The 23,509-nt window shown below is 68.1% G+C and carries 22 protein-coding genes; 8 read left to right on the top strand and 14 right to left on the bottom strand.

Annotated elements, in window-relative coordinates; genetic code table 11:
* Positions 1 to 498: 498 nt before the first annotated feature.
* Entirely contained in the window at positions 499 to 894 is a 396-nt protein-coding gene (locus tag DEJ32_RS15135; RefSeq protein WP_110901880.1) for a MerR family transcriptional regulator, read from the bottom strand.
* Between the two features lie 54 nt (positions 895 to 948).
* On the opposite strand from DEJ32_RS15135, the gene DEJ32_RS15130 reads away from it, so the two are divergent.
* A complete protein-coding gene (locus tag DEJ32_RS15130; RefSeq protein ID WP_110901879.1) occupies positions 949 to 1,659 on the top strand; it encodes an SDR family oxidoreductase in 711 nt (236 codons plus the stop codon).
* Between the two features lie 199 nt (positions 1,660 to 1,858).
* Here the strand turns inward: DEJ32_RS15130 and DEJ32_RS15125 are convergent, their stop codons facing one another.
* From DEJ32_RS15125 to DEJ32_RS15105, 5 genes are all read right to left on the bottom strand, one after another.
* Entirely contained in the window at positions 1,859 to 2,443 is a 585-nt protein-coding gene (locus DEJ32_RS15125; RefSeq protein WP_146234190.1) for a hypothetical protein, read from the bottom strand.
* Between the two features lie 745 nt (positions 2,444 to 3,188).
* A complete protein-coding gene (locus DEJ32_RS15120; protein ID WP_110901877.1) occupies positions 3,189 to 3,590 on the bottom strand; it encodes a GNAT family N-acetyltransferase in 402 nt (133 codons plus the stop codon).
* Between the two features lie 332 nt (positions 3,591 to 3,922).
* Positions 3,923 to 5,266 (bottom strand): NtaA/DmoA family FMN-dependent monooxygenase, encoded by a 1,344-nt coding sequence (locus DEJ32_RS15115; protein WP_146234189.1) that lies wholly within the window; start codon positions 5,264 to 5,266, stop codon positions 3,923 to 3,925.
* Positions 5,267 to 5,297: 31 nt separating this feature from the next.
* Complete coding sequence (locus DEJ32_RS15110) at positions 5,298 to 6,230, bottom strand: zinc-binding dehydrogenase (RefSeq protein ID WP_110901875.1); 933 nt, start codon at positions 6,228 to 6,230, stop codon at positions 5,298 to 5,300.
* Positions 6,231 to 6,309: 79 nt separating this feature from the next.
* Positions 6,310 to 7,200, bottom strand: coding sequence for a helix-turn-helix transcriptional regulator (locus DEJ32_RS15105; protein WP_110901874.1), 891 nt, complete (start codon positions 7,198 to 7,200; stop codon positions 6,310 to 6,312).
* Between the two features lie 100 nt (positions 7,201 to 7,300).
* Between DEJ32_RS15105 and DEJ32_RS15100 the strand changes: the two genes are divergently transcribed.
* On the top strand, positions 7,301 to 8,341 hold the full coding sequence (locus tag DEJ32_RS15100; RefSeq protein WP_110901873.1) for an NAD(P)-dependent alcohol dehydrogenase: 1,041 nt from the start codon (positions 7,301 to 7,303) through the stop codon (positions 8,339 to 8,341).
* Positions 8,342 to 8,404: 63 nt separating this feature from the next.
* Positions 8,405 to 9,064, top strand: coding sequence for an SDR family oxidoreductase (locus DEJ32_RS15095; protein ID WP_110901872.1), 660 nt, complete (start codon positions 8,405 to 8,407; stop codon positions 9,062 to 9,064).
* A 69-nt stretch (positions 9,065 to 9,133) separates the two neighbouring features.
* On the opposite strand, the gene DEJ32_RS15090 is transcribed toward DEJ32_RS15095, so the two are convergent.
* A complete protein-coding gene (locus DEJ32_RS15090; protein ID WP_258368165.1) occupies positions 9,134 to 9,478 on the bottom strand; it encodes a MerR family transcriptional regulator in 345 nt (114 codons plus the stop codon).
* Positions 9,479 to 9,636: 158 nt separating this feature from the next.
* On the opposite strand from DEJ32_RS15090, the gene DEJ32_RS15085 reads away from it, so the two are divergent.
* Positions 9,637 to 10,113, top strand: coding sequence for a hypothetical protein (locus tag DEJ32_RS15085; protein ID WP_146234188.1), 477 nt, complete (start codon positions 9,637 to 9,639; stop codon positions 10,111 to 10,113).
* A gap of 162 nt (positions 10,114 to 10,275) precedes the next feature.
* Here DEJ32_RS15085 and DEJ32_RS15080 read toward each other — a convergent pair whose 3' ends face one another.
* The 7 genes from DEJ32_RS15080 to DEJ32_RS15050 form a co-directional block, all read right to left on the bottom strand.
* Positions 10,276 to 10,689 carry a GNAT family N-acetyltransferase gene (locus DEJ32_RS15080; protein WP_110901869.1) on the bottom strand — a complete coding sequence of 138 codons (414 nt, stop codon included), beginning with the start codon at positions 10,687 to 10,689 and terminating at the stop codon, positions 10,276 to 10,278.
* A 120-nt stretch (positions 10,690 to 10,809) separates the two neighbouring features.
* Positions 10,810 to 12,174 (bottom strand): replicative DNA helicase, encoded by a 1,365-nt coding sequence (gene dnaB, locus DEJ32_RS15075; protein WP_110825788.1) that lies wholly within the window; start codon positions 12,172 to 12,174, stop codon positions 10,810 to 10,812.
* Between the two features lie 611 nt (positions 12,175 to 12,785).
* Entirely contained in the window at positions 12,786 to 13,238 is a 453-nt protein-coding gene (rplI, locus tag DEJ32_RS15070) for a 50S ribosomal protein L9 (RefSeq protein ID WP_110825787.1), read from the bottom strand.
* Positions 13,239 to 13,252: 14 nt separating this feature from the next.
* Entirely contained in the window at positions 13,253 to 13,510 is a 258-nt protein-coding gene (gene rpsR / locus DEJ32_RS15065; protein WP_056121021.1) for a 30S ribosomal protein S18, read from the bottom strand.
* Positions 13,511 to 13,565: 55 nt separating this feature from the next.
* Positions 13,566 to 14,132 (bottom strand): single-stranded DNA-binding protein, encoded by a 567-nt coding sequence (locus DEJ32_RS15060; protein ID WP_110825786.1) that lies wholly within the window; start codon positions 14,130 to 14,132, stop codon positions 13,566 to 13,568.
* 3 nt (positions 14,133 to 14,135) lie between these two features.
* Positions 14,136 to 14,525, bottom strand: coding sequence for a 30S ribosomal protein S6 (gene rpsF, locus DEJ32_RS15055; RefSeq protein WP_110825785.1), 390 nt, complete (start codon positions 14,523 to 14,525; stop codon positions 14,136 to 14,138).
* Positions 14,526 to 14,685: 160 nt separating this feature from the next.
* The gene (locus tag DEJ32_RS15050; protein WP_110901882.1) at positions 14,686 to 16,122 is read right to left on the bottom strand and encodes a CCA tRNA nucleotidyltransferase; all 1,437 of its coding nucleotides are present in this window, start codon (positions 16,120 to 16,122) and stop codon (positions 14,686 to 14,688) included.
* A 111-nt stretch (positions 16,123 to 16,233) separates the two neighbouring features.
* Between DEJ32_RS15050 and DEJ32_RS16430 the strand changes: the two genes are divergently transcribed.
* From DEJ32_RS16430 to DEJ32_RS15030, 4 genes are all read left to right on the top strand, one after another.
* Positions 16,234 to 20,439 (top strand): DUF6049 family protein, encoded by a 4,206-nt coding sequence (locus DEJ32_RS16430; protein WP_220033041.1) that lies wholly within the window; start codon positions 16,234 to 16,236, stop codon positions 20,437 to 20,439.
* 106 nt (positions 20,440 to 20,545) lie between these two features.
* Complete coding sequence (gene trxB / locus DEJ32_RS15040; RefSeq protein ID WP_110901868.1) at positions 20,546 to 21,541, top strand: thioredoxin-disulfide reductase; 996 nt, start codon at positions 20,546 to 20,548, stop codon at positions 21,539 to 21,541.
* Positions 21,542 to 21,623: 82 nt separating this feature from the next.
* On the top strand, positions 21,624 to 21,950 hold the full coding sequence (gene trxA / locus DEJ32_RS15035; RefSeq protein WP_110825783.1) for a thioredoxin: 327 nt from the start codon (positions 21,624 to 21,626) through the stop codon (positions 21,948 to 21,950).
* A 248-nt stretch (positions 21,951 to 22,198) separates the two neighbouring features.
* Complete coding sequence (locus DEJ32_RS15030; protein ID WP_110901867.1) at positions 22,199 to 23,500, top strand: PLP-dependent aminotransferase family protein; 1,302 nt, start codon at positions 22,199 to 22,201, stop codon at positions 23,498 to 23,500.
* Positions 23,501 to 23,509 lie beyond the last annotated feature (9 nt).

Raw genomic sequence — 23,509 nt, 5'->3', positions numbered from 1 at the left:
ACCTACCAGCGCATCGACAAGGACGGCACGTTCCACACCCTCTGGTCCGACAACGACCGCCGCGAGGTCGAACAGGAACCGTCCACACACTGACCCATGAACTCGATCGGTGTGACAAAACGCCCAACGACTACTCGAGGATCTCGACATCCCGAGGAGCCGTTCGACGCGGCGAGGGCAAACGATTCGCCAGCCCTCGACTTCCCAGAGCTTCACGCTCGGTAGCGGATAGTTCAGCGGAGGGCGTTGCGAATGTCGATGACGACGATGACCGGGCAGGGAGCTTCGCCATGACCGACGCCCGGCAGGGAACCCGTGGCGGCGGACAGAACTGACGTCAGCACATCCCTGACCACGGCCCCGCTCGAGCACTGAGCTCGAGCGGGGTCTCCGACATTCGAACAACGGCTGTCGACTGTGATGGCTCCCCACCCTGCAGGTGCGAACACCGCGGCGCCACGCAGGGCGTGGTGCTCACGGGCAGGGGGAACGACCCGGTCAAGCGGCGGCTGCGTTCGCTGAGGAGCGACACTCTTCTGGTGGCCGCCCCGCGACTGATTCCGCCGCGATGTCGCGGAGCCGTGTGAGGCGATCGTGGGTGGCGGTGAGGTCCTCGATCTGGCGTTGGATGCGATCGCTCTCCTCGTCGAAGTGGTCGAGCATCGTCGGTGTCGCCACGCCGTTGTCGAGGAACGGCAAGAGTTCGACGATTCGGCGACTCGGCATGCCCGCTGCGTAGAGCATCTGCATGAAGCGCACACGCGTCACGTCGGAATCGTGGTACTCCCGGTGCCCGCCCGTGGTCCGCTCCGACTCGAGGAGTCCCTGTTCCTCGTAGTACCGAAGCGACCGAACGCTGACGCCAGCGCGTTCTGCAAGTGCACCGATCCGCATTCTTCGGCTCCTGGGCTTGATTCTCACGTTGATGTCAGGTTCTAGCGTAGCGGCATGAACCTCTCTGGAGCCACTGCCCTCGTCACCGGCGCGAACCGCGGTATCGGTCGTCATCTCGCCGCCCAGTTGGTCGCACGCGGGGCGAACGTGTACGCGACCGCCCGACGTCCTGAACTGATCGACCTCGAGGGTGTGGAGCGCCTCGCCCTCGACATCACCTCCCCGGCGTCCGTCGCCGCGGCCGCCGCTGTAGCGACCGACGTTGATCTGTTGATCAACAACGCCGGTATCGCGACCACAGCGACCCTGTTGGGCGATCTGGACGCAGCGCACGCCGACATGGACACGAACGTCTGGGGCACCCTCAACGTCATCCGCTCCTTCGCACCTGTCCTGGCCGCGAACGGCGGTGGGAGCATCGTGAACATCGCCTCGGGCGCCTCCTGGCTGGCGATGCCAGGGGCCTCCGCCTACGCGGTGTCGAAAGCTGCCCTGTGGAACATGGGCAACGCGTTGCGTCATGAGCTGGCCGGACAAGGGACAACGGTGACGTCCGTGCACCTCGGAGTAGCCGACACGGACATGGCGGCGGGTGTTTCGATGGCCAAGACCGACCCGGCGGACGTTGCGCGCGCAACCCTGGACGGGGTCGAGCGCGGCGACTACGAGGTCGTGGTGGACGAGCAGGCTGCGTTGATCAAGCAGATGCTCGCCCGGCATCCCGAGGAGCTGTACGCGGTCGTGGCTCAGATGCTCGCATCATAGAAGCAGCCCGAGGACACCTGGCGTGCGTGCGAGGGCGCGTCGGAGAGGTGCTCGCGACCGAAGGCGGCGACCGAACAAGAGCAGCGACCATCCCTGAAATGTGTGGGAGATGGATCGCACGCCCGGATCCGAGCGCTGTCATCTGCGCCAAGCCACCTGCTGCTCGCGTCATGACGAATGAGCGCCGGAGACCTCCTCGTCAGCAGCTCTTCACGTCCGGTGCCATCATCCCCACCCCGACCGGCAGTGTCTCGGTCCGCAGTGTGCCGAGCGGCCCGTCCGTCAGGAACCGCAGCCCGGTCAGGTGCCCCGAGTCCGCCCCCGGCCAGAGGTGCATCTCGGCGGCGACCCGGATCGACCCATTCGCCGGGATGACCGCGCCCCGGGTCGGCAGCACGTGGTCCGCGTCGATGTCGTCGGAGAAGTAGCCGAACATCGCGCCCTCGTCGACGCCGACGATCGGTCGCGCGAGTTGCACGCGCACCGACTTGAGTCCGGCGTCCCACGTCATGCGGGTCCCTCGGATCGTCACCGGCTCGGCCGACGGGTTCTCGACGAGGAACGCGACGGTCAGCACCGACTCATCGAACCCCGGCCTGTCCTCGGACCATCCGCCACAACCACCATCGGCAGCGACCGTCCGCAGGTCGGGACGGCCTGGCTGCTCTGCGACGACGAGGCCGGCGAGCAGCACGAGAGCGCCGATCGTCGCGGCGGAGAGGACGCCCCGGGCCCCCATCCACCACCGGCCCTCCGCTGTCGGCCGGCCTTCGTTGGCTGTCATCGCGTCGGTCATCGGGTCCCCCGTCCGGCCGTCGGCGCGGCCACGCCGCGATCCTGACATACGCGCGATACCAGCGGGTACCGGCCGCTCTACCCACGCTCACGATGAGTACCCATCGCCCGGGTCACGCTCTTGCGGGCCTTCGCGACACCACGCGTGGTCGTGATGGCAGACCGCGGATGCTTGGCGTTGGAGACGTCGGCACCGTACTGCGCCTGCACGGCGACGGGGTCGACGCCGGCGTGGCCATCTGCTCCGCGTGGCGGTCGCGACGGTCAGCGCTATCCCACGCCGACAAGCCCGCCGCGGGTGCTCCGCAGCGGCGCCCTGCTCACTTCCAGCCGCCTTCTCCGCAGCGGTACGCGCAACCAAGAGCCGGTCCCGGAGCCCCACCGCGTTGTCGATGCGGTCACGGGTGTCGCTCGTGACTTCGTCCGTCGGACGGTTGCTCGTGACGATCACGTTCGCTGCGAACTTCTCGATCCGCTTGGTTTCGTATTCGTTGAGAGTGACGGTGACATTGACCAAGACGACCATCATGATCTGACCTTCCGCCTTTCACGGGCGACTACCCGCGCCTCGGGTCCGTCCCTATCGAAGGGCGAGCCGAGGCCATCGACCGGTCGCGCAACTCAGCACTACGCACTGCCCCGAGCACGACCAGGGCCTCATCATCGTCGCTGCCGAACAACGCTGCGACGACGGGACGCGTGGTGCTCATGACAGCTGGCCGGTAGAGGATGGGCTAGCGAACGCTCGCTACGTCCATGCCGGGTCCGCTCTCGGCCCGGCGCTCGAAGCCGTGGCGTTCGTAGAACTCAGCCCGACCTCGGGCCGCGAAGAGCTGTACGTCGTCCACTCCGCGGCGACGTGCCTCGTCGACAAGGCGCGCGAGGACTTGGCCGCCGATACCTCCACCTCGAGCCTCTTCGGTGACGATCATCTCCGTCACGAAGGCGTGAAGCGCCCCGTCGCTGATGAGCCTGCCCATGCCAACCAGGCGGCCGGCGTCATCCCTGACGGTGCAGACGATCCAGCTCCCGGACAGAGCGCGCTCGAATCGGTCCAGAGCCCAGTCCCCCCAACCAGTCTCGTCATAGAGCGTCTTGAACTCCATCGCGGTCGGCGCGGAGAAGGAGTAGTCCATCCCGAAACGGTACTGCGAGACCGTCCTGCAAGCCGCTCGTCCACCGGTACGCGACTGGCGGACGACACGACAACTCCTGTCGGCGGACTCACTACTTGTCGCCGACTCCGCTTACGAGTCTCGGCGACGGCGCGCGTGTCACTCGATTCGACCAAACATCTTGTCGCCGTTTCGACGGCGCTAAGGCCGTCTCGATAGTCCATGACCGGACGCTTCAGAAACGATCGTTTCTGACAAAGCACCTGTCCGCTTCAGCACCGGCACAGAGACGATCAGCGGACCACCCATGTGAGACGCACGGTCGGCCACTCCGCGTTAGTGGACTATCGCGGTTAGTCCTCAGCCGCGCGGTCTGTAAGGCGGGGGTCGCGGCCGATCTGCTCGGCGAGGCCGAGGTGCTCGCGCAGTGTGGACCCTCCGTAGTCAGCGGGGCGGAGGCCGCGGCGCCGAAGGATCGGAACGACCTGGTCGACGAAGTCGTCAAGGCCGTCGTGGAGGTCATCAACAACGATGGAGAAGCCATCGGTGGCCCCGGCTTCCACCCACTCTTGAAACATGTCCGCAACCTGCTCCCCGGTGCCGACCACGCCAGGGTTTTGGTCGAGGACTCCATGGCCCAGGATTTCTCGCAGGGATCGCCCTTCGGAGGCGAGCCGGTGCGCCAGGACCTCTTGCCGTGACCCGGAGCGGCGCTGCATACCCTGGACCTGCGTCACCGTGAGGGGCTTGTCACGGTCGCGGGCGTCGAGGCGAAAGCCGAGCATCATTGATAGATGCGCCAGGCGCTTGTCGATGCCAGCAGCGTCCTCCAATGCCATGCGCCGCTTCACGGCCTCGTTCTCGGTTGGTCCGAGACCGAAGGTGGCGAAGGAGAGGTACTTCACCTCGTCCGCGTCGCGGCCAGCCGCTTCGGTCACGGAGCGCATCATGTCCCGTTGTGACCGGCTTTCCTCGATCGAAGAAGGCATGCCGATGATGCCGTTGGCGTACATCCCCGCAGCCTGGACGCCGGCACCGCTGGCGAAAGGCATGAACACGACCGGTTGCCCCTGCTCCGACGGTGGGATCTGCAACGGGCCTCGTGAACCAACCTGGCGCCCCTGCAGGCCGATCGGCCGGATGTGGGAGGTGTCGGCGAAACGCCCCGTGACCTTGTCCGGGGCGCCTGCCTCACGTCCCCAACTGGCCCACAACGCTTGGGTGATCTGCACGACTTCGTGAAGTCGTCCGTACTTGTCTTCCCGGGACGGCACAGGCAGCCCGAAGTTGGCGAAGGCTTCTGGCTCGTAGCTCGGGATGAGGTTCCACCCGGCGCGGCCGTGACTCATGACGTCAAGTGCTCGGAGCTGACGGGCGATTCCGTACGGCTCGTTGAAGGAGGTGGATACCGACGGAACCAGCCCGATCTTCGTCGTCTGCGCAGACACGGCGGCGAGCAGCATGACCGGGTCGATGGACACGATGGGCGGACCGGATTCCAAGTCCCCCCAGATGAAGGTCCGATCGGGGTAGAACAGGTAGTCGAGTCCGCCTCGTTCAGCGGTCTGGGCAGTTCGTACGTGCGCGTGCACATCGGTGTACTCGTCCGGCTTCGCCCATGGCATGCGCCATGCTCCCGGGTGGTTGCCGTAGGGAGTGCCGAGCATCGCGCCGAGGAGCATTGTCCTGCCCGTCATGGACACTTCTTCACCAACTCCGCCTGGGACTTCAGTAGATGGCGACGAGTCGGCCGTTGACGCGCCCTTGCTTGAGTCGCTCGATTGCGTCCGGGATGTCGTCGAAGACGGTCTTCTCGATTGCTGGCTGGATGTCGCCGGAGGAAATCCAGCCGAGAACCGCTTCCATGGAGTCCTTACCGCCCCCGATGCACCCGACGAGGGTGACGCCCTTCAGGATGAGGTCGTAGGTGTTGATTGTGGCCTCGAGACGCCCCATACCGACCTGCACGACACGTCCGCCCTGGCCGATGGCCGAGATGGCACCAGCCGTCGTGCTGCCGAAGCCTGCGAAGTCGACGATCACATCGAGGTTTTCATCGGCGAGCTCGCGGATGTCGGTGACGACGCGCTCGGCACCGGCTTCGGTTGCCCGAGCCCAGACGTCCTGGTTGATCTCCGCGACGAACACTCGCGCACCGGTGAGAGCGGCGACCCTCGTTCCGATCTGTCCGAGTCCCCCGAAGCCGATGATTCCAACCTTTTGACCTGAGGTGACCTTGCCGACGGTGACGACAGCCGCGTGGGCGGTCATACCCGGTTCGGCGAAGAACGCTGCCTCGTGGGGGACGTTGTCCGGGATGCGGACCAGGTTGCTGACTGATGCGCGGACGTACTCTCCGAACCCGCCGTCGCGTCGGTAGCCCAGCGAGTCCCCGAGCGACCACAGCGCCACGCGGTCTCCCACGGCGTACTCGGTGACGGCCTCACCGACCAAGACGATCTCGCCGGCGACTTCGTGGCCCGGGGTGACCGGGACGGTCATCAGATTCAGCCACTTCTCGTCGTCGAAGAGTCCGACGTCCGAGTGGCAGATTCCGGCAGCTTTCACTGCGAGAACGACTTCCCCCGCACCGGGTTCTGGGACCGGGAGCTCGACCTTCGAGAGTGGTGCGTGGGTGTCGGTGAACTGCCAAGCCTTCATGCTTCTCCGTTGTTGGTGCTGGGTGGTGGGATTCGTCAGCCGGGACAATGCACTCCCGAGCCTCGATCCTGTTGAGGGGTCAGTCCTGGTGGTGGTCGCGGTCGCGGCGCGTGTCGGACGCGAGTTGGGGCGCGGACCAGGCGGCGAGCAGGCGCAGCGCATCGGCCGCGGGGCTTCCTGCGGCCGCGGCGTTGACGTACAACATCAACCCCGGATGCCCCGGAAGCGCCAGCGTCTCGTACGACAGCTCGATCTCGCCCACGAGATCGTGGTTGACGTGCTTGATGCCCGACTGGTGTTCATGGACGTTGCGGGCAGCCCACCGAACACGGAAGTCCGCGGATCGTGTCGCGAGCTCCCCGATGAGGTTCGACAGGTCCTGGTCAAGAGGATCCTTGGCAGCGGCGACGTGGAGCATCGCGGCACTGTTGCTGGCGATCTCGTCCCACTCCCGGTAGAACACCTTCGATCCCGGATCGAGGTGGATGTAGCGGGCGTGATTCATCGACGCCGACGGGCTGGCGACGAGTCCTGAGTAGAAGGCTCGTCCAAGCGAGTTCATCGCAACGACGTCTGCCCGACCGTTCTGCACGATCGCCGGCATGTCAGTCATCTGGTCGAGGATCAGTTGCAGGGTCGGCCGAATGGTCCGCGGCGCGGGTTTTCGAGCAGAGGCCTTGGTGGTGACGGTTTGGCTCCCGCGCGCGAGACGGATGAGGTGTTGCCGTTCGAGGTCGTCGAGTTGCAAGGTGCGGGCGATCGCTTCGAGGACGGCGTCGGAGGCGCCGACGGTGTCACCACGTTCGAGGCGCGTGTACCAACTGACACTCACCCCGGCCAGAGCGGCAAGTTCCTCGCGGCGAAGGCCTGGCACACGTCGGCCTCCGCCACCGGGAAGGCCGGCGTCTTCAGGCCGGACCCGTGCGCGGCGAGAAGCAAGAAACTCCCGCATCTCGGTCCTGTGGTCCATGCTCCGACTCTAAGCTCGGCCCTCCACGGCTGAGAGTCAGTGCGAGTGACCCCTTCGTTCCGGACTGCCGCCTTGGGCACTGACACCGTTTCCTAGACGAATGACTACTGCACGCGCCTTCGCCGCCACCTCCGCAACCGATCCGCTCTCCGCCACAACGATCCAGCGCCGCTCGGTCGGTCCAAACGATGTCCGGATCGACATCGCCTACTCGGGCATCTGCCACTCCGACATCAACACCGTCCGCGGGGCATGGGGACCCATCAACTACCCCCTCGTCCCGGGCCACGAGATCGTTGGCACCGTCGCTGAGATCGGCTCCGATGTCACGCTGCACAAGGTCGGTGACCGAGTCGGCGTGGGCTGCACGGTCAACTCCTGCCGGGAGTGTGCAAACTGCCTCGCCGGGCAGCAGAACTACTGCCTCAACGGCGCCACCTACACCTATGGCAGCGTCGACCGTGACGGGAGCACCACCCAGGGAGGCTACGCCACCGAGATCGTCGTCGTCGAGGACTTCGTCGTCCGCGTCCCCGAGAACATCCCCTTCGACGCAGCAGCCCCGCTGCTGTGCGCTGGCGTGACCACGTACGCGCCGCTGGCGCACTGGAACGCCGGCCCGGGCAAGAAGGTCGCCATCGTCGGCATGGGAGGCCTCGGACACCTGGCCGTCAAGATCGCCCACGCCATGGGTGCCGAAGTCACCGTGCTGTCGCAGACCCTCAGCAAGAAGGACGACGGCATCCGCCTCGGCGCCGACCACTACTACGCGACCAGCGACGAGAGCACCTTCGCGAACCTCGCCGGCACCTTCGACCTGATCCTCAACACCATCAGCGCCCCGGTCGACATGTGGTCCTACCTGTCGTTGCTCGCCTTCGACGGGACCATGGTCAACCTCGGAGCACCCGCGGAGCCGATGCCCGTGTCGGTGTTCGCGCTCATGGGCAACCGTCGCTCCCTCACCGCGACCGCGATCGGCAGCATCGCCGAGACCCAGGAGATGCTGGACTTCTGCGCCGAGCACGGCATCGCCTCCGAGATCGAGCTGATCAACGCGTCCGAGGTGAACACCGCCTACGACCGCGTCCTCAAGTCCGACGTCCGCTACCGCTTCGTCATCGACGCCGCCACCATCTGACACCACCAGGGGTGGTCCTGCATCGCACCACCCCTGGCATCCACCCACCGAACAGGACCACGAATGCCCACCATCGCCATCGTCGGAGCCGGCCCGGGCCTCGGCCTCCCCATCGCCCGCGAGTTCGGCTCGCACGGGTACGACGTCGCCCTCATCGCCCGCAACCCGACCAAGCTCGCCCGCCTCGAAGACGCTCTGCGCCGTGACGGCGTTACCGCCGCGGCCTTCCCCGCAGACGTCACCGACAAGGACGGACTGAGCGAGGCTCTCGCCGATGTGACCGCCCACTTCGGCAGCATCGACGTCCTCGAGTACTCGCCCGCCGCCTCCGGCGCCGTCGACATCCGCAACGTCACCCCCACCGACGTAGCCGCACAAATCGACCACCACCTCTACGGCGCCATGACCGCCACCGACGCGGTCCTACCCGCGATGCTCGCCGCCGGAGCTGGCACGCTCCTCTTCACCACGGGCATCACCAGCGTCACGCCATGGCCCGAGTACGGAGACGTCAGCATCGGTGCCGCAGCGCTCCGCAACTGGTCCGTGAACCTCGGGCACGGTCTGGCCGGTACCGGCGTGACCGTCGCTCACGTCGCCATCGGTGTCTGGATCGGCACCAGCCCCCCGGAAGGCTTTGGACATCTCCCCGCGACCGAGATCGCACGCCGGTTCTACACGCTGAACCAGAACCAGGAATCGACCGAACTCATCATCAGCTGAAGCTGCCGCCGGCGGAGCTGAAGCTGCCATGTCCGCTACTGCACGGAGCACGATCAGCCCCTCATCGCGTCAGTCCCAACCTGTGCTCTCGATGAGCTCGGTCAAAGAAGCGATGTTCCGTTCGAGGGTTGCAACCCGCTCGCGCATGCGGTCACGTTCACGAACGAGCATCTCAACGAACTCCTCAGTCATCTCGGGATGCAGCGAACCGCGCGCGTCGCCGACACTCGAAAGGATGGAGTCGATGGCGCGGAGCGGAACACCCGCGTCCACAAAGCAGCGGATTTTCTCTGCGCGCCCCACGAGGCTTTGGTCGTAGTCGCGGTACCCGTTGTCGAGACGCTCTGGGGTGAGCAACCCCTGCTCCTCGTAGTACCGCAACATCCGCGCCGGGATCTTGGTCTGCTGCGCCAACTCCCCGATCCTCAAGCCACACCCTCGAAGGTTCTCATGCCGACAACGTTAGACGACGCAGGGAGCCCGTCACCCTGACTTGACCTTCACAGAGTGTGAACGTTGCACGATGTCAGCGAGCGTCCGGAACGGGCGCGTGCACTCGCAAAGGAGAGCCCATGGCTACCGAATTCAGCTTCAGCAGACTGCTTCGACACCTCGATGGAGGTGAGCAGCTCCAGCGGCCCTCCGGCGCCCCGTCTGAGGAGCACATGCGTGCAGCGATCGAGGGCTACGTCGCATTCGTCGACGGCGGCGCGCAGGACACGGAGTACGCCGACACGTACCTCGCCGTGCCCCGCGTCGGGGAAGACCCGGTGGGCACAGCACCGATGACGATCGGTGGAACCGGCACCGAGCTCTTCGATGCCATGGCGCAGCTGCAGGATGTGCCTTTCGTTCCGCAGAAGGCTCAGCTGACCGCGCCGATCACGTTCTCCCTCGGCAACCAAGCCGCGTTTTCGTTCCGGCTTTGGGCCAACGCCGATGGGCGCGACCTCACCATCGACATCATCGAGGTCATGTCGTTCGACGAGAACGGCAAGATCGCGCATCAGATGGCGTACTGGGGTGCTGACAACGTCACGCTCCTCTGACGCCGCACGGCTCTGCCGAGCGCTAGTCGTAGCGAGCGGGAGGGGCAGTCAACCAGTGGCCCCTCCCGCTTTACATCCGCGGAACCGCAGCTCAAGCCGGCTCACCTGACCGAGCGGACACCAACGGCCTCACCCTCGCCTCACCCGCTGAGCGCTGCCTCGTTAGCCGATCGGCTGGTGATCGCTTGCTACGTCCATGCCGGGCCCGCTCTCAGACCGGCGCTCAAAGCCGTGGCGTTCGTAGAACTCAGCCCGACCTCGGGCCGCGAAGAGCTGTACGTCGTCCACTCCGCGGCGACGTGCCTCGTCGACAAGGCGCGCGAGGACTTGGCCGCCGATACCTCCACCTCGAGCCTCTTCGGTGACGATCATCTCCGTCACGAAGGCGTGAAGCGCCCCGTCGCTGATGAGCCTGCCCATGCCAACCAGGCGGCCGGCGTCATCCCTGACGGTGCAGACGATCCAGCTCCCGGACAGAGCGCGCTCGAATCGGTCCAGAGCCCAGTCCCCCCAACCAGTCTCGTCATAGAGCGTCTTGAACTCCATCGCGGTCGGCGCGGAGAAGGAGTAGTCCATCCCGAAACGGTACTGCGAGACCGTCCTGCAAGCCGCTCGTCCACCGGTACGCGACTGGCGGCGACAACCACGACGACTTCCCTGTGCTGCTTGACCGGGGTATCGCCGTCTCACACTCCCCTACTGCGGCATGTCCACGAACCGCGAGAACATCCCGTGGAACGCCACCGTGATCGTGTCCGTCGGCCCGTTGCGGTGCTTCGCCACGATCAGGTCGGCTTCACCCTGCCGCGGGTTGTCCTTCTCGTACGCCGACTCACGATGCAACAGGATGACCATGTCGGCGTCCTGCTCGATCGACCCGGATTCACGCAGGTCGGAGATCATCGGCTTCTTGTCGGCACGCTGCTCGGGTCCACGGTTCAGCTGCGACAGTGCGATGACGGGGACCTGCAACTCCTTCGCCATGAGCTTGAGCGCCCGCGAGAACTCGGACACCTCCTGCTGACGGCTCTCGACCTTCTTGCCGGAGGTCATGAGCTGCAGGTAGTCGATGACGACGAGCTTCAGGTTGTGCTGCTGCTTCAGGCGCCGGCACTTGGCACGGATCTCGACGAGGGTCATGTTGGGGGAGTCATCGATGAAGAACGGAGCGTCGTTGATGCGCCCGCGGGTCTGCGCGATGGTGGTCCAGTCGCGGGTGTCGACGGTGCCCTTGCGCATGTTCTGCAGCGGAACGCTCGACTCGGCGGAGAGCAGACGCATGGCGATCTCGGCGCGGCCCATCTCGAGCGAGAAGAACGCGGCGGTCTGGTTGTGCTTCAGCGCGGCGGCGCGGCACAGGTCGAGCGCCAGGGTCGACTTCCCGAGTGCGGGTCGGGCGGCCACGATGATGAGCTGTCCGGGGTGGAAGCCGTTCGTCAGGGCGTCCATCTGGGCGAACCCCGTCGGGACGCCGGTCATCTGCCCGTCACGACCCTTCGCGGCCTCGATCTCGTCGATGGCGGTGCCGATGGCCTCGGTCAGGGGGACGTAGTCCTCGGTCTGCACGCCGCCGGCGACGTTGTAGACCTCGGCCTGCGCGCTGTTGACGAGGTCGGTGACCTCACCCTCGCTCGCGTAGCCCATCTGCACGATGCGGGTACCGGCCTCGACCAGACGGCGGAGGACGGCCTTCTCGGCCACGATCGCCGCGTAGTACCCAGCGTTCGCCGCGGTCGGGACCATGCTGGTCAGACTGTGCAGGTACTCGGCGCCACCGCCGCGGGACAGCAGGCCCGTCTTCGTCAGCTCGTCGGTGACGGCGATGACGTCGGTCGGTTCACCGTGGGAGTACAGCGACAGGATCGCGTCGAAGATGACCTCGTGCTTGGGGATGTAGAAGTCGACACCGCGGGCGGTCTCGATGACGTCGGCGACGGCGTCCTTCGACAGCATCATCCCGCCGATCGTCGACTGCTCCGCGAGCATGTCGTGCGGGGGAGTCCGGTCGGCGTTCCGCTCGGCGTACTCCCGGGGGGCCGGCTCCAGATGCGCGATCGACACAGGTGCTCCTCAGTGTTCATGGCGGTGCGGTGTTCACGGCGGTGCTGGCGGACGACCCGCCGAACCGTTCCACACCGAGCAGTTCTACCCCGGGCGACCGACATCCCCGAGTCGCTGGCTCACGCTACGGGTACAGAGTTATCCCCAGCAACAGGCCCTGTGGACAACTCTGTGGAACGATTGCGGAACACGCCGGAGACCTGTGTGGATGGTTGTGCACTCCGCTGTGGAGAACTCCGCGGGAGAACACACTTTCGACTGCTGATCGGGGCTTTTTCGTTCCACACCGTGTGTGGAGAACTCGACTTCAACTGCGAGTCGAAGGTTCACCTACGAGCCTTCCACTGTGCAGAACCGACTTGACAAACGGCCTCGTGATCCGGTTCCACTCGGGTGGCTCCCAGGCGCAGGGCGGGGGCCGGCGGTAACCGGCCATCGGTGTTCCTTGCACCGGAACCGCTCAGCCGACCAGGGCCTCCGGAGCGGTCCCGACCCCTTCCGACACGCCGGGAGGGCAACCGTGCAGGGCGCGGTCGTGCACCCGGTGCGGGAACGACGGAGGGCGGGCCTCCCGTGGTGGGAGACCCGCCCTCCGGCGGTGCTGTGTGCTGCTACTTCGCGGCGACGACCTTCAGCGAGATGGTCGCGACGATGTCCTCGCGCAGACGCACGGTGGCCTCGTGGTCACCGACGGTCTTGATGGTCGCGGGGACCTCGACCTTGCGCTTGTCGAGCGAGCCGACGCCCTGTGCCTGGACGGCGTCAGCGACGTCTGCCGGGCGGACGGAGCCGAACAGACGACCGTCCTTGCCGGCCTTGACCGACAGCTGGATGGTGGCGTTCTCGAGCTTCATCTTGAGGTCCTGTGCCTCTTCGATGGTGGCGAGCTCGCGCGCGGTGCGAGCTGCACGGATCGACTCGATCTGCTTCTCGCCGCCCTTCGACCACGACACGGCGAAGCCCTGCGGGATCAGGTAGTTGCGGGCGTAGCCGTTCTTGACGTCGACGACGTCACCGGCGGAACCGAGGCCGGAGACCTCGTGGGTGAGGATGAGCTTCGACATGTGTCGACCTCCGATCAGCGGCCGGAGCCGGCGTAGGGGAGGAGCGCCATCTCACGGGCGTTCTTCACGGCACGGGCGATGAGGCGCTGCTCCTGGACGGAGACGCCGGTGATGCGACGGGCGCGGATCTTTCCACGCTCCGAGATGAACTTGCGCAGGGTCGCGACGTCCTTGTAGTCGATGACGCCGACCTTGATCGCCTTCGCGGGAGCGGCGTTCTTGCCGCCCTTGCCGCGAGGCTTCCGGCGGTCGCCGGTGCTCTTTCCAGCCATTGTTCTTCCTTACAGAGAGAGAAGTTGTGTGTCCGTCAGACCGTGTGGTCGCGGATCAGAACGGGGTCTCGTCGTCGTAGGTGCCGCCGGGGGTGCTCCACACGTCGTTCGACTGTGCGTTGCCGCCGCCCTGCTGACCACCCTGCGGGGACCACGGTGCGTCGGACTGACCGCCGCCACCGGAGTTGCCGCCGAAGCCACCGCCGGAGTTGCCCCCGCCGCCGACCTGGCCGCGCCCGCCGCCACCGCCGCTGCCACCCGGTGCACGGGTGATCTGGGCGGTCGCGTACCGGAGCGAGGGGCCGATCTCGTCGACCTCGAGCTCGATGCTCGTCCGCTGCTGACCCTCACGGTCCTGGTAGGAACGCTGACGGAGACGGCCCTGCGCGATGACGCGCGAGCCCTTCGTCAGCGACCCCGCCACGTGCTCGGCGAACTCGCGCCACACACTCGCACGGAGGAACAGCGCGTCGCCGTCCTTCCACTCGTTCGCCTGACGGTCGAACGTGCGAGGGGTCGACGCGATGGTGAAGTTCGCCACGGCGAGCCCGTTCTGCGTGTAGCGCAGCTCCGGGTCCGCGGTGAGGTTGCCCACCACCGTGATGACGGTTTCGCCGGCCACGGGCTACTCGGCGCTCGCGGTCGTGGCGGCCGAAGCCGACGCGTTGGCGGCCTTGCGGGCGGCACGGGCCTCGTCGCGCTCCTTCTGAGCGGCGACCTGGGCCATGCCCTCTTCGGCGCGGAGGACCTTGGTGCGCAGGACGGCCTCGGAGAGACCGAGCTGGCGGTCCAGCTCCTTGGCGGAGTCGGCGGACGACGTGAAGTTCACGACGGCGTAGATGCCCTCGTTCTTCTTCGCGATCTCGTACGCGAGCCGGCGACGGCCCCAGACGTCCACGTTGTCGACGGTGCCACCGTCGTTGCGGATGACCGCGAGGAACTTGTCCAGGCTGGGAGCGACGGTGCGCTCATCGATCTCGGGGTCGAGGATCGCCATCAGTTCGTACTGGTGCATGCGGAACCCACCTCCTCTGGTCTCAGCGGCCCCGGGCAGTTCCCGGGGCAGGAGGGTTGATGCATGTGTCTCGGCACGCTGCATGCGCGCGAGACAACCTGCCCATCGTAGCGGACGGCCTGGAGGCGCGCCACCGGCTGTGCAGAGCGACCGGCGCCGGTCAGGCGGACGCGTCGCGGGACGCCCACCAGGCGCGGAGGCGCGCCTCGGCGTCCTCGGGACCGAGCGGCCCCTCGTCCATCCGCGCCTCGAGCAGGAAGCGGTACGCCTCGCCGACGGCCCGCCCCGGCGGGATGTCGAGGATGCGCATGATGTCGTCGCCCGTCAGGTCCGGACGCATGGAGTCGAGTTCCTCCTGCTCCGCGAGGACGGCGATCCGGGCCTCCAGGTCGTCGTAGGCGAAGCCGAGCCGGTCCGCCTTCCGACGGTTCCGGGTGGTGACGTCGGAGCGGGTGAGCTCGTGCAACCGCTCGAGCTGGTCGCCGGCGTCGCGGACGTAGCGGCGGACGGCGGCGTCGGTCCAGGCCCCCTCGGTGTACCCGAAGAACCGGAGGTGTAGCTCGATCAGGCGCGCGACCGAGGCGATCGTGTCGTTGTCGAACCGCAGCGCCCGCAGTCGCTTCTTCGCGAGCTTGGACCCGACCAGGTCGTGGTGGTGGAAGCTCACCGCGCCGCCGGGCTCGAGCTTGCGGGTCGCGGGCTTGCCGATGTCGTGCAGGAGCGCGGCGAGCCGGAGCACGGTGTCGGGGGCGTCGCCGGGGTGACGCTCCGCCTCGTACCCGATCGCCTGGGTCAGGACCGTGAGCGAGTGCTCGTACACGTCCTTGTGGTGGTGGTGCTCGTCGATCTCGAGCTTCATCGCCGGCAGCTCGGGCAGGATCCGCTCGGCGATCCCGGTGTCGACGAGGAGCCGGAGCCCCTCGACCGGGTCGGACGTGTTGAGCAGCTTCACGAGCTCGTCCCGCACGCGCTCGGCGGAGACGATGTCGATCGAGTCGGCGAGGTCGGACATCGCGGCCCGGACGTCGTCGGACGCCGTGAACCCGAGCTGCGCCGTGAACCGTGCCGCCCGCATCATCCGGAGCGGGTCGTCGCGGAAGGAGATCGGGGCAGCCTGCGGGGTCGCCAGACGTCCGGCGAGCAGGTCCTCGACACCGCCGTGCACGTCGACGAGTTCCCGCTGGGGGAGTCGGAGCGCCATCGCGTTGACGGTGAAGTCGCGGCGGAGCAGGTCGTCCTCGATGGTGTCGCCGAAGGTGACCTCGGGCTTGCGGGTCTCGCCGTCGTAGACGTCGCTGCGGTAGGTCGTGATCTCGACCTGCTCGCCCCGGACCAGTGCGGCGATGGTGCCGAACTGGCGCCCGACGTCCCACGTCGTCTTCGCGAGGGGTCCGACGATCGCCAGGATCTCGTCCGGACGTGCGTCGGTGGTGAAGTCGAGGTCGGTCACGGGGCGGCCGAGGAAGGCGTCGCGGACGGGCCCGCCGACGAGGGCGAGCTCGTGACCGGCGGCGGCGAACGCCCGTGCGAGGACGTCGACGGTGTCGGTGGCGGCGAGTGCGTCGAGACGTTCGACGGCCTGGGCTACGGACTGCATGACGCCGTCGATCATCCCAGATGATGACGGCGAGCACCTGCGCGCCCGCCTGTCGTCATGGTCGTGCCTCATACACTCGTCGTGGCCCGCTCACGACCAGGGCCCTCTCACATGCAGATACTCCGTACCGTGCTCGCCGCCGCCGCGTCCGCCCTGGTCGCCACCGGTCTGGTCATCGCGCCCGCCGCAGTGGACGTCGCCGACGCCGCCACCACCACGAAGCCCGCCGATCCGAGCGCCGCACAGTCCGGCACCACCTCCGTCGCGCTGACCCCGTCCGGGCGAGGGGTCCTCGAGCTCGGTGACGACCTCTCGCTGTCCCTCACCGTGACGAACGACACGGACGTCGCGCTGCCCGCGGGGAGCGCCGACCTCGACATCATCCGACCCGTGGTCGGGACCCGGGACATCCTGACCGACTGGTTGGGCGACACCACACCTGACGGTTACCCCGGTGAGCCCATGGGCGAGGTGGACGTCCCGGTCGTCCCGGCACACCGCTCCGTCACGGTCAGTGACATCAGCGTCCCGTTCGCCGACGTCCGACTCGGCACGCTCAACCCGTTCGGTGCACGACGCATCGCGGCCTCGTACGCAGCCGGCTCGACGTTCGCGGTCGGGCGGTCCGCCTTCACCTGGAACCCCGCGCTCGACCGCGCGCCCGTCGACGTCGCCGTCGCGATGCCCGTGACGGTGCCCGCGACCGAGGACGGCGTCCTCACCGCCGGTGCCCTCGCCTCGGCCACCGCGGTCGACGGCACGCTGACCCAGCAACTCGACGCAGCGGAGGACCACAGCGTCGCCCTCGCCGTCGACCCGCGGATCATCGCGTCGATCCGGCTCCTCGGGGACGACGCCCCGAGCACCGCGACGGCCTGGCTGGAGCGCCTGGAGGGCCTGCGGAACGAGAAGTTCCCGCTCACCTACGCGGACGCCGACGTCACCGGACTCAACCAGGCCGGGTCGCCGGGCATCGCCGCGCCGATCTCCTTCGACCAGGCGATCGCCGCCGCCGTCGAGGACGACCGCTTCCCGGGCGCGACCCCGAGCCCGACGGCCACGCCCGCGGACGGGGCCACCCCCGGGACCTCGAGCACCGACGCACCGGACCAGGACGGTGTCGGTGCCACCGACGCGGCGACCGGTCCCGCGAGCCCCGGCGACCCGACGGACGACGGCAGCACCACGGAGCCGGACGCCCCGACGACCATCCCCACGTCGGAGTCGCTCGTCGACTTCCCGTGGACGCTCGACACCGTCGCCTGGCCCGCCGAAGGCACCGTCGCCACCGACGACCTGCCGGCCCTCAGCGAGGCCGGGTACCGCTCCACCATCGTCTCGAGCGGCAACACCTCCGCCGGTGCCGGTGCCACCGTCGCCGCGTCGGAGTCCATCGGTCCGACGCAGGGGCTCGTGGCCGACCAGGCGATGTCGGCGCTCCTCCGGGACGCCGCCGGTGCCACGAACGGCCGCGCCTACACGGACGCGATGTCGGAACTCACCGCCACCCTGGCGACCGTGGCCGTCCAGGGCACCGCGACCGGGCCGCTCCTCCTCACGCTCGACCGGTCCTGGCCGACCGACTCCAGCCGCCTCGACCAGGCCCTCGACACCCTCGAGAGCACCGTCTGGGTCTCGCCGACGGACTTCTCCACCGTGGTCGACGCCACCCCCGGCTCGCTCACGCTGCAGAGCGCCGGCGTCGACGACGACCGGCTCGAGACGCTCCGCCGCCTGGTCGGGTCGGAGCAGGACCTCACCGACTTCGCCAGCGCCGTGCAGGACCCCGCGTCCGTCACCGCCCCCGCCCGGCTCGCGACCCTCGCGGCGGCCTCGAACGCGTGGCGTGCCGACCCCGAGGGCCTCTCGACGGCGATCGACACGCTCGTCGCCGACAACGACGAGACCGTCAACAGCGTCAACATCGTCAACTCGAGCGACATCACCCTGCTCGGTGACCGGTCCTCGTTGCCGATCTCGGTGCGGAACCGGTCCGACCACGCCGTCACCGTCTTCCTGACCGTCTCGCCGTCGAACTCGTTCCTGCGCATCGAGCAGAACGCGGTCGAGGTCACCATCCAGCCCCGCTCCTCGACCCGCACCACCTTCCCCGTGCAGTCGGTCGCGAACGGCAAGGTCGCCCTGTCGATGTCCCTGACGAGCGCGACCGGGGCCCGGATCTCGACGCCCGCGACGGTCGAGATCAACGTGCAGGCGCAGTGGGAGACGGTCATCACGGCCGTCGCCGCCATCGCGGTCATCGCAGTCTTCGGCTTCGGCATCATCCGCAACGTGCGGCGCCGACTCCGTCGTCGCAACGGGGAGCCCGAGCCCGAGCCCGAGGACCCGAACCGTCCGCTCGAGGTCCAGCCGCCGGCGCCGGGGGAGCCCGCCGTCGAAACCCCGCCTGGAGGCCCGACCCCCGTCCCCGGGGCCGCCACCGTTCCCGGGGCCGCCACCGCGATCGCCGCGGCCAGCTCCGGCACCGACACGGTGGCGGCCGACGGCGACCGGCTCGAGGACGCAATCATGCGAGCCGGGGTGCAGTCGAGCCTCCCGGCAGACCACCACGACGACGACAGCACCCGCGACGACCGTCGCCAGCCCACCGACCGCCGTGTGTCCGAGGAGCCGACCATCAGCACCACCCCGCCGACCACGACCGGGAACGTCGACACCGCAGCGGAGGGCGGACGCGACCTCGGACGGGCGAGTGCCCTGCTCGCGGTCGGGACGATGGTGTCGCGACTGCTCGGCTTCGCGAAGACGTTCGTGCTCGCGTACGCGATCGGGCAGGCGAACTCCCGTGCGGCGGACGCGTTCGCGGTGTCGAACCAGCTCCCGAACAACATCTACGCGCTCATCGCGGGCGGCCTGCTCTCCGCGGTGCTCATCCCGCAGATCGTCCGCTCGATGAGCCAGAACGGCGACGGCGGGCGCGCCTACGTCAACAAGATCGTGACGCTCGGCGGCTCGGTCTTCGTCGTGATCACGATCATCGCGACCCTGCTCGCCCCGGTCCTGGTCCGCGTCTACGCCGCCCAGGCGGACGACGGCAAGGGCTTCTCCCCGGCGGCGACGGACCTGGCGGTCGCCTTCGCGTTCTGGTGCCTGCCGCAGATCCTCTTCTACGCGATGTACTCGCTGCTCGGCGAGGTCCTCAACGCCAAGCAGGTGTTCGGTCCGTTCACCTGGGCGCCGCTCATCAACAACGTCATCGCGATCGCCGGCCTCGTCGTGTTCATCGCGCTGTTCGGCAACCGCACGATGAACGCGGGGACGGACGACTGGACGCCGCTGAAGATCGCGGTGCTCGCGGGCAGCGCCTCCCTTGGCGTCCTCGCGCAGGCGGCCTTCCTGCCGTTCTTCTGGAAGCGCGCCGGCCTGACCTTCCGACCCGACTTCCGCTGGCGGGGCGTCGGCCTCAAGGCCACCGGGACGGCGGCCGGATGGCTGTTCGCGATGATCCTCGTCACCCAGCTGGCCGGGATCGTGCAGTCCCGCGTGGCATCGCTCGGCTCCGGCAACGCCGGCAACGCCGTGCTGCAGAACGCCTGGCTGCTGTTCATGCTCCCGCACTCGATCATCGCCGTGTCGATCGCCACCGCGTACTTCACACGCATGAGCCACGACGCCGAACGCGGCGACCTGGCCGCCGTCCGCCGCAACCTGTCGCTGTCCCTGCGGATCGTCGGCCTGTTCACGGTGTTCTCGGCCGTCGCGCTCATGGTGGTGGCGGTGCCGTTCGGACGGATGTTCTCGAACACCTTCGAGGGCGCGGTGTCCATCGGCGGTGTGCTCCTCGCCTACATGCCCGGCCTGGTGCTGTTCAGCATGCTCTTCATCATCCAGCGGGTGTTCTGGGCCATGCACGACCACCGGACCCCGTTCCTCATGCAGCTCGTGCAGTCGGGCCTGTTCGTCATCGGGGCCCTGGCCGTGACCGCGCTGCCCGGGCAGGTCATCGGTCTCGCCGTCGCCGCGTGCACGACCGTCGCCGGGTCGGCCCAGACGATCGTGGCGCTCGTGCTCGTCCGTCGGCGGCTCGACGGCATCGAGGGCCCGGTGGTCGCCCGGTCGCACCTGCAGTTCGTCGTCGCCGCACTCGTGGCCGGCGCCGTCGGCCTCGTCGTCGTCCACTTCTTCGGGGCCTTCCGCCAGGACGGCTTCGCCATGGCGGACTTCACGAGCGCGGCCATCACCGTCGTCCTGGGCGGGGTCGTCATGGTGGCCGTGTACTTCGGCGTCCTGGCGGCCATCCGCAACGCCGAGGTGCGCAGCGCCGTCGACCTCGTCCGGGCACGACTCGGCCGCTGAGCAGGGCCCCGACGGGGGACGTCCGCGGGCCTGACGCTCACGGCTGCCCGGGAATGGCCCGCGGCTAGCATGGGTTGTCTCGGTGGCACGCAACGGAAGGGCAGTCATGCGCGAGCTCATCATCATCGGTTCCGGTCCCGCCGGGTTCACGGCCGGCATCTACGCCGCGCGCGCTGAGCTGAAGCCGCTCATCGTCGCCTCGAGCGTCGAGACCGGCGGCGAGCTGACCAAGACGACCGAGGTCGAGAACTTCCCGGGCTTCCCCGAGGGTGTCCAGGGCCCCGACCTCATGATCAAGATGCAGGAGCAGGCCGAGAAGTTCGGTGCCGAGGTCCTGTACGACGACGCCGTCTCCGTCGACCTCACCGGTCAGGTCAAGAAGGTCACCGTCGGCTCCGGCGAGACGTACGAGGCCCTCGCGGTCGTCTACGCGACCGGGTCCGCGTACCGGCACCTGGGCCTCCCGGACGAGGAGCGCCTCTCCGGTCACGGCGTCTCGTGGTGCGCCACCTGCGACGGCTTCTTCTTCCGTCAGAAGAACATCGCCGTCGTCGGCGGCGGGGACTCCGCGATGGAGGAGGCGACCTTCCTCACCCGCTTCGCCGACAAGGTGACGATCATCCACCGCGGGGACACCCTGCGCGCGTCCAAGATCATGCAGGACCGGGCCATGAACGACCCGAAGATCGAGTTCGCCTGGAACAAGACGGTCACCGGCATCACGGGTGACTCGGCGGTCGAGGGCGTCACGCTCAGGGACACCGTCACCGGCGAGGAGTCCTCGATGGCGCTGGACGGCCTGTTCATCGCGATCGGCAACGACCCCCGCACCCACCTCGTGCACGGCCAGCTCGAGATCGCCCCGGAGGGCACGCTCGCCGTCGAGGGCCGCTCGTCCCGCGCGGTCGGCGTCCCGGGCGTCTTCATCGCCGGCGACGTGCTCGACCCGACGTACCGCCAGGCGATCACGGCCGCCGGTTCCGGTGCCGTAGCGGCACTCGACGCCGAGAAGTACCTCGCCGACCTCGACCACAGCATCACCGACCAGGCCGAGGGCGTCACCCCGACCGAGGCGATCATCGACGTCACCGCGCGGGTCTGACCCCGTCGTGGCCGACCGGGGGAATGCCCGGTCCGTCGACCACGTTCCCCTCACCGAACCGACTTCCGTCGAAGGAGCAAACATGAGCAACGCCAAGGCCGTCACCGACGCCACGTTCGAGGCCGAAGTCCTCAAGTCCGACAAGACGATCCTCGTCGACTTCTGGGCCGAGTGGTGTGGCCCGTGTCGTGCGGTGTCGCCGATCCTCGACCAGATCGCCGCGGAGCACGCCGACAAGATCGAGATCGTCAAGCTCAACGTCGACGACAACCCGCAGTCGGCCATGAACTACCAGATCACGTCGATCCCGGCGATGAAGGTCTTCAAGGGCGGCGAGGTCGTCAAGACCGTCATCGGCGCCAAGCCGAAGCCGGCCCTCGAGGCCGACCTCGCCGACTTCCTCGCCTGAGGAACCGGCACAGCGGGAACCGGTAGAGCGGGACCCGCACCACAGACCCGGACGCCCCGTCCTCCATTCCATCGGAGGGCGGGGCGTTCGCCTGTCCCGGGCCGATGTCCGCGCGCCGGGCGGGGCGGACGCGGGGCGGGCCTCCGGGCCGGAGCGGGCCACCGATCGACGATCGGCCTCGTCGCGGACCGACGGATGCCCGGTTGCATGTCGTACTGTGGCGAGAACGACCGAGTGGAGGAAACTCGATGACGAACGGCAACAGTCTCGACCCCTGGTACGACTCCTACGCCCAGCGCACCGCCGGGCTGAGCGCCTCCGAGGTCCGAGCTCTGTTCGCCGTCGCGTCGAGGCCCGAGGTGGTCTCGCTCGCCGGCGGCATGCCGTACGTCTCCGCACTGCCGCGGGAGCTCGTCACGGGCTCCATCGACCGCGTCATGCAGGAGGACGCCGCCATGGCGCTGCAGTACGGCGGTGGGCAGGGACACCGACCCCTCCGTGAGCACATCGTCGACGTGATGAGCCTGGAGGGCATCCGTGCCAGCCCGGAGGACGTCGTGGTCACCACGGGGTCCCAGCACGCCCTGGACCTCGTGACGCGGCTGTTCATCGACCCGGGTGACGTCGTCCTGGCGGAGTCGCCGTCCTACGTCGGTGCCATCGGTGTGTTCCGGTCGTACCAGGCGGAGACGGTGCACGTGGCGACGGACGAGCACGGACTGGTCCCGGAGGCCCTCCGCGAGACGATCGGCCGTCTCCGGGCCGCTGGCAAGCGGATGAAGTTCCTGTACACGATCCCGAACTTCCACAACCCCGCCGGGGTCACGATGAGCCGCGAGCGCCGCATCGAGGTCCTCGACATCTGCCGCTCGAACAACCTCCTCGTGCTCGAGGACAACCCGTACGGGCTGCTCTGGTTCGACGAGCCCGCCCCACAGGCCATCCGGTCGATCGACGACGAGGGCGTGGTCTACCTCGGCTCGTTCTCGAAGACGCTCGCGCCCGGGTTCCGCGTCGGGTGGGCCCTGGCGCCACACGCCATCCGCGAGAAGCTCGTGCTCGCGAACGAGTCGGCCGTCCTCGCCCCGAACTCCTTCGGTCAGTACGTCGTCAACGCGTACCTCGACGCAGCGGACTGGAAGGGGCAGATCGACACCTTCCGCGGCCTGTACGCCGAGCGCCGCGACGCGATGCTGTCCGCGCTGGGGGAGTTCCTGCCCGATCTGCACTGGACGGTGCCGAACGGCGGCTTCTTCGTGTGGCTGACCCTGCCGGACTCGCTCGACTCGAAGGGCATGCTCCCGCGCGCCGTCAAGGAGCTCGTTGCCTACACGCCGGGCACGGCCTTCTTCGCCGACGGTCGCGGAGCCGGCAACATCCGCCTGTCGTTCTGCTACCCCACTTCTGACCAGATCCGCGTCGGCGTCAAGCGCCTGGCCTCCGTGGTGAACGACGAGCTCGAGCTCATCGAGACGTTCGGCCCGACGGCGCGGACCGCCTCGTCCGTCAGCCACTCCACGGTCAGCTCGCCGCCGCCGAACCTGTCCTGATCAGGCATT

This window comes from Curtobacterium sp. MCPF17_046 (assembly GCF_003224295.1).
GTDB lineage: Bacteria > Actinomycetota > Actinomycetes > Actinomycetales > Microbacteriaceae > Curtobacterium.
The sequence above is the reverse complement of the archived record's forward strand: the minus strand, read 5'-3'. Positions and strand labels throughout refer to the sequence as shown.

What these genes read in the sequence shown, in the direction of transcription:
- DEJ32_RS15135 (WP_110901880.1), bottom strand. Translation starts at nt 894, where the DNA reads ATGCGGATCGGTGCACTTGCAGAACGCGCTGGCGTCAGCGTTCGGTCG.
- DEJ32_RS15130 (WP_110901879.1), top strand. Translation starts at nt 949, where the DNA reads ATGAACCTCTCTGGAGCCACTGCCCTCGTCACCGGCGCGAACCGCGGT.
- DEJ32_RS15125 (WP_146234190.1), bottom strand. Translation starts at nt 2,443, where the DNA reads ATGACAGCCAACGAAGGCCGGCCGACAGCGGAGGGCCGGTGGTGGATG.
- DEJ32_RS15120 (WP_110901877.1), bottom strand. Translation starts at nt 3,590, where the DNA reads ATGGACTACTCCTTCTCCGCGCCGACCGCGATGGAGTTCAAGACGCTC.
- DEJ32_RS15115 (WP_146234189.1), bottom strand. Translation starts at nt 5,266, where the DNA reads ATGACGGGCAGGACAATGCTCCTCGGCGCGATGCTCGGCACTCCCTAC.
- DEJ32_RS15110 (WP_110901875.1), bottom strand. Translation starts at nt 6,230, where the DNA reads ATGAAGGCTTGGCAGTTCACCGACACCCACGCACCACTCTCGAAGGTC.
- DEJ32_RS15105 (WP_110901874.1), bottom strand. Translation starts at nt 7,200, where the DNA reads ATGGACCACAGGACCGAGATGCGGGAGTTTCTTGCTTCTCGCCGCGCA.
- DEJ32_RS15100 (WP_110901873.1), top strand. Translation starts at nt 7,301, where the DNA reads ATGACTACTGCACGCGCCTTCGCCGCCACCTCCGCAACCGATCCGCTC.
- DEJ32_RS15095 (WP_110901872.1), top strand. Translation starts at nt 8,405, where the DNA reads ATGCCCACCATCGCCATCGTCGGAGCCGGCCCGGGCCTCGGCCTCCCC.
- DEJ32_RS15085 (WP_146234188.1), top strand. Translation starts at nt 9,637, where the DNA reads ATGGCTACCGAATTCAGCTTCAGCAGACTGCTTCGACACCTCGATGGA.
- DEJ32_RS15080 (WP_110901869.1), bottom strand. Translation starts at nt 10,689, where the DNA reads ATGGACTACTCCTTCTCCGCGCCGACCGCGATGGAGTTCAAGACGCTC.
- rplI (WP_110825787.1), bottom strand. Translation starts at nt 13,238, where the DNA reads ATGTCGAAGCTCATCCTCACCCACGAGGTCTCCGGCCTCGGTTCCGCC.
- rpsR (WP_056121021.1), bottom strand. Translation starts at nt 13,510, where the DNA reads ATGGCTGGAAAGAGCACCGGCGACCGCCGGAAGCCTCGCGGCAAGGGC.
- rpsF (WP_110825785.1), bottom strand. Translation starts at nt 14,525, where the DNA reads ATGCACCAGTACGAACTGATGGCGATCCTCGACCCCGAGATCGATGAG.
- DEJ32_RS15050 (WP_110901882.1), bottom strand. Translation starts at nt 16,122, where the DNA reads ATGCAGTCCGTAGCCCAGGCCGTCGAACGTCTCGACGCACTCGCCGCC.
- DEJ32_RS16430 (WP_220033041.1), top strand. Translation starts at nt 16,234, where the DNA reads ATGCAGATACTCCGTACCGTGCTCGCCGCCGCCGCGTCCGCCCTGGTC.
- trxB (WP_110901868.1), top strand. Translation starts at nt 20,546, where the DNA reads ATGCGCGAGCTCATCATCATCGGTTCCGGTCCCGCCGGGTTCACGGCC.
- trxA (WP_110825783.1), top strand. Translation starts at nt 21,624, where the DNA reads ATGAGCAACGCCAAGGCCGTCACCGACGCCACGTTCGAGGCCGAAGTC.
- DEJ32_RS15030 (WP_110901867.1), top strand. Translation starts at nt 22,199, where the DNA reads ATGACGAACGGCAACAGTCTCGACCCCTGGTACGACTCCTACGCCCAG.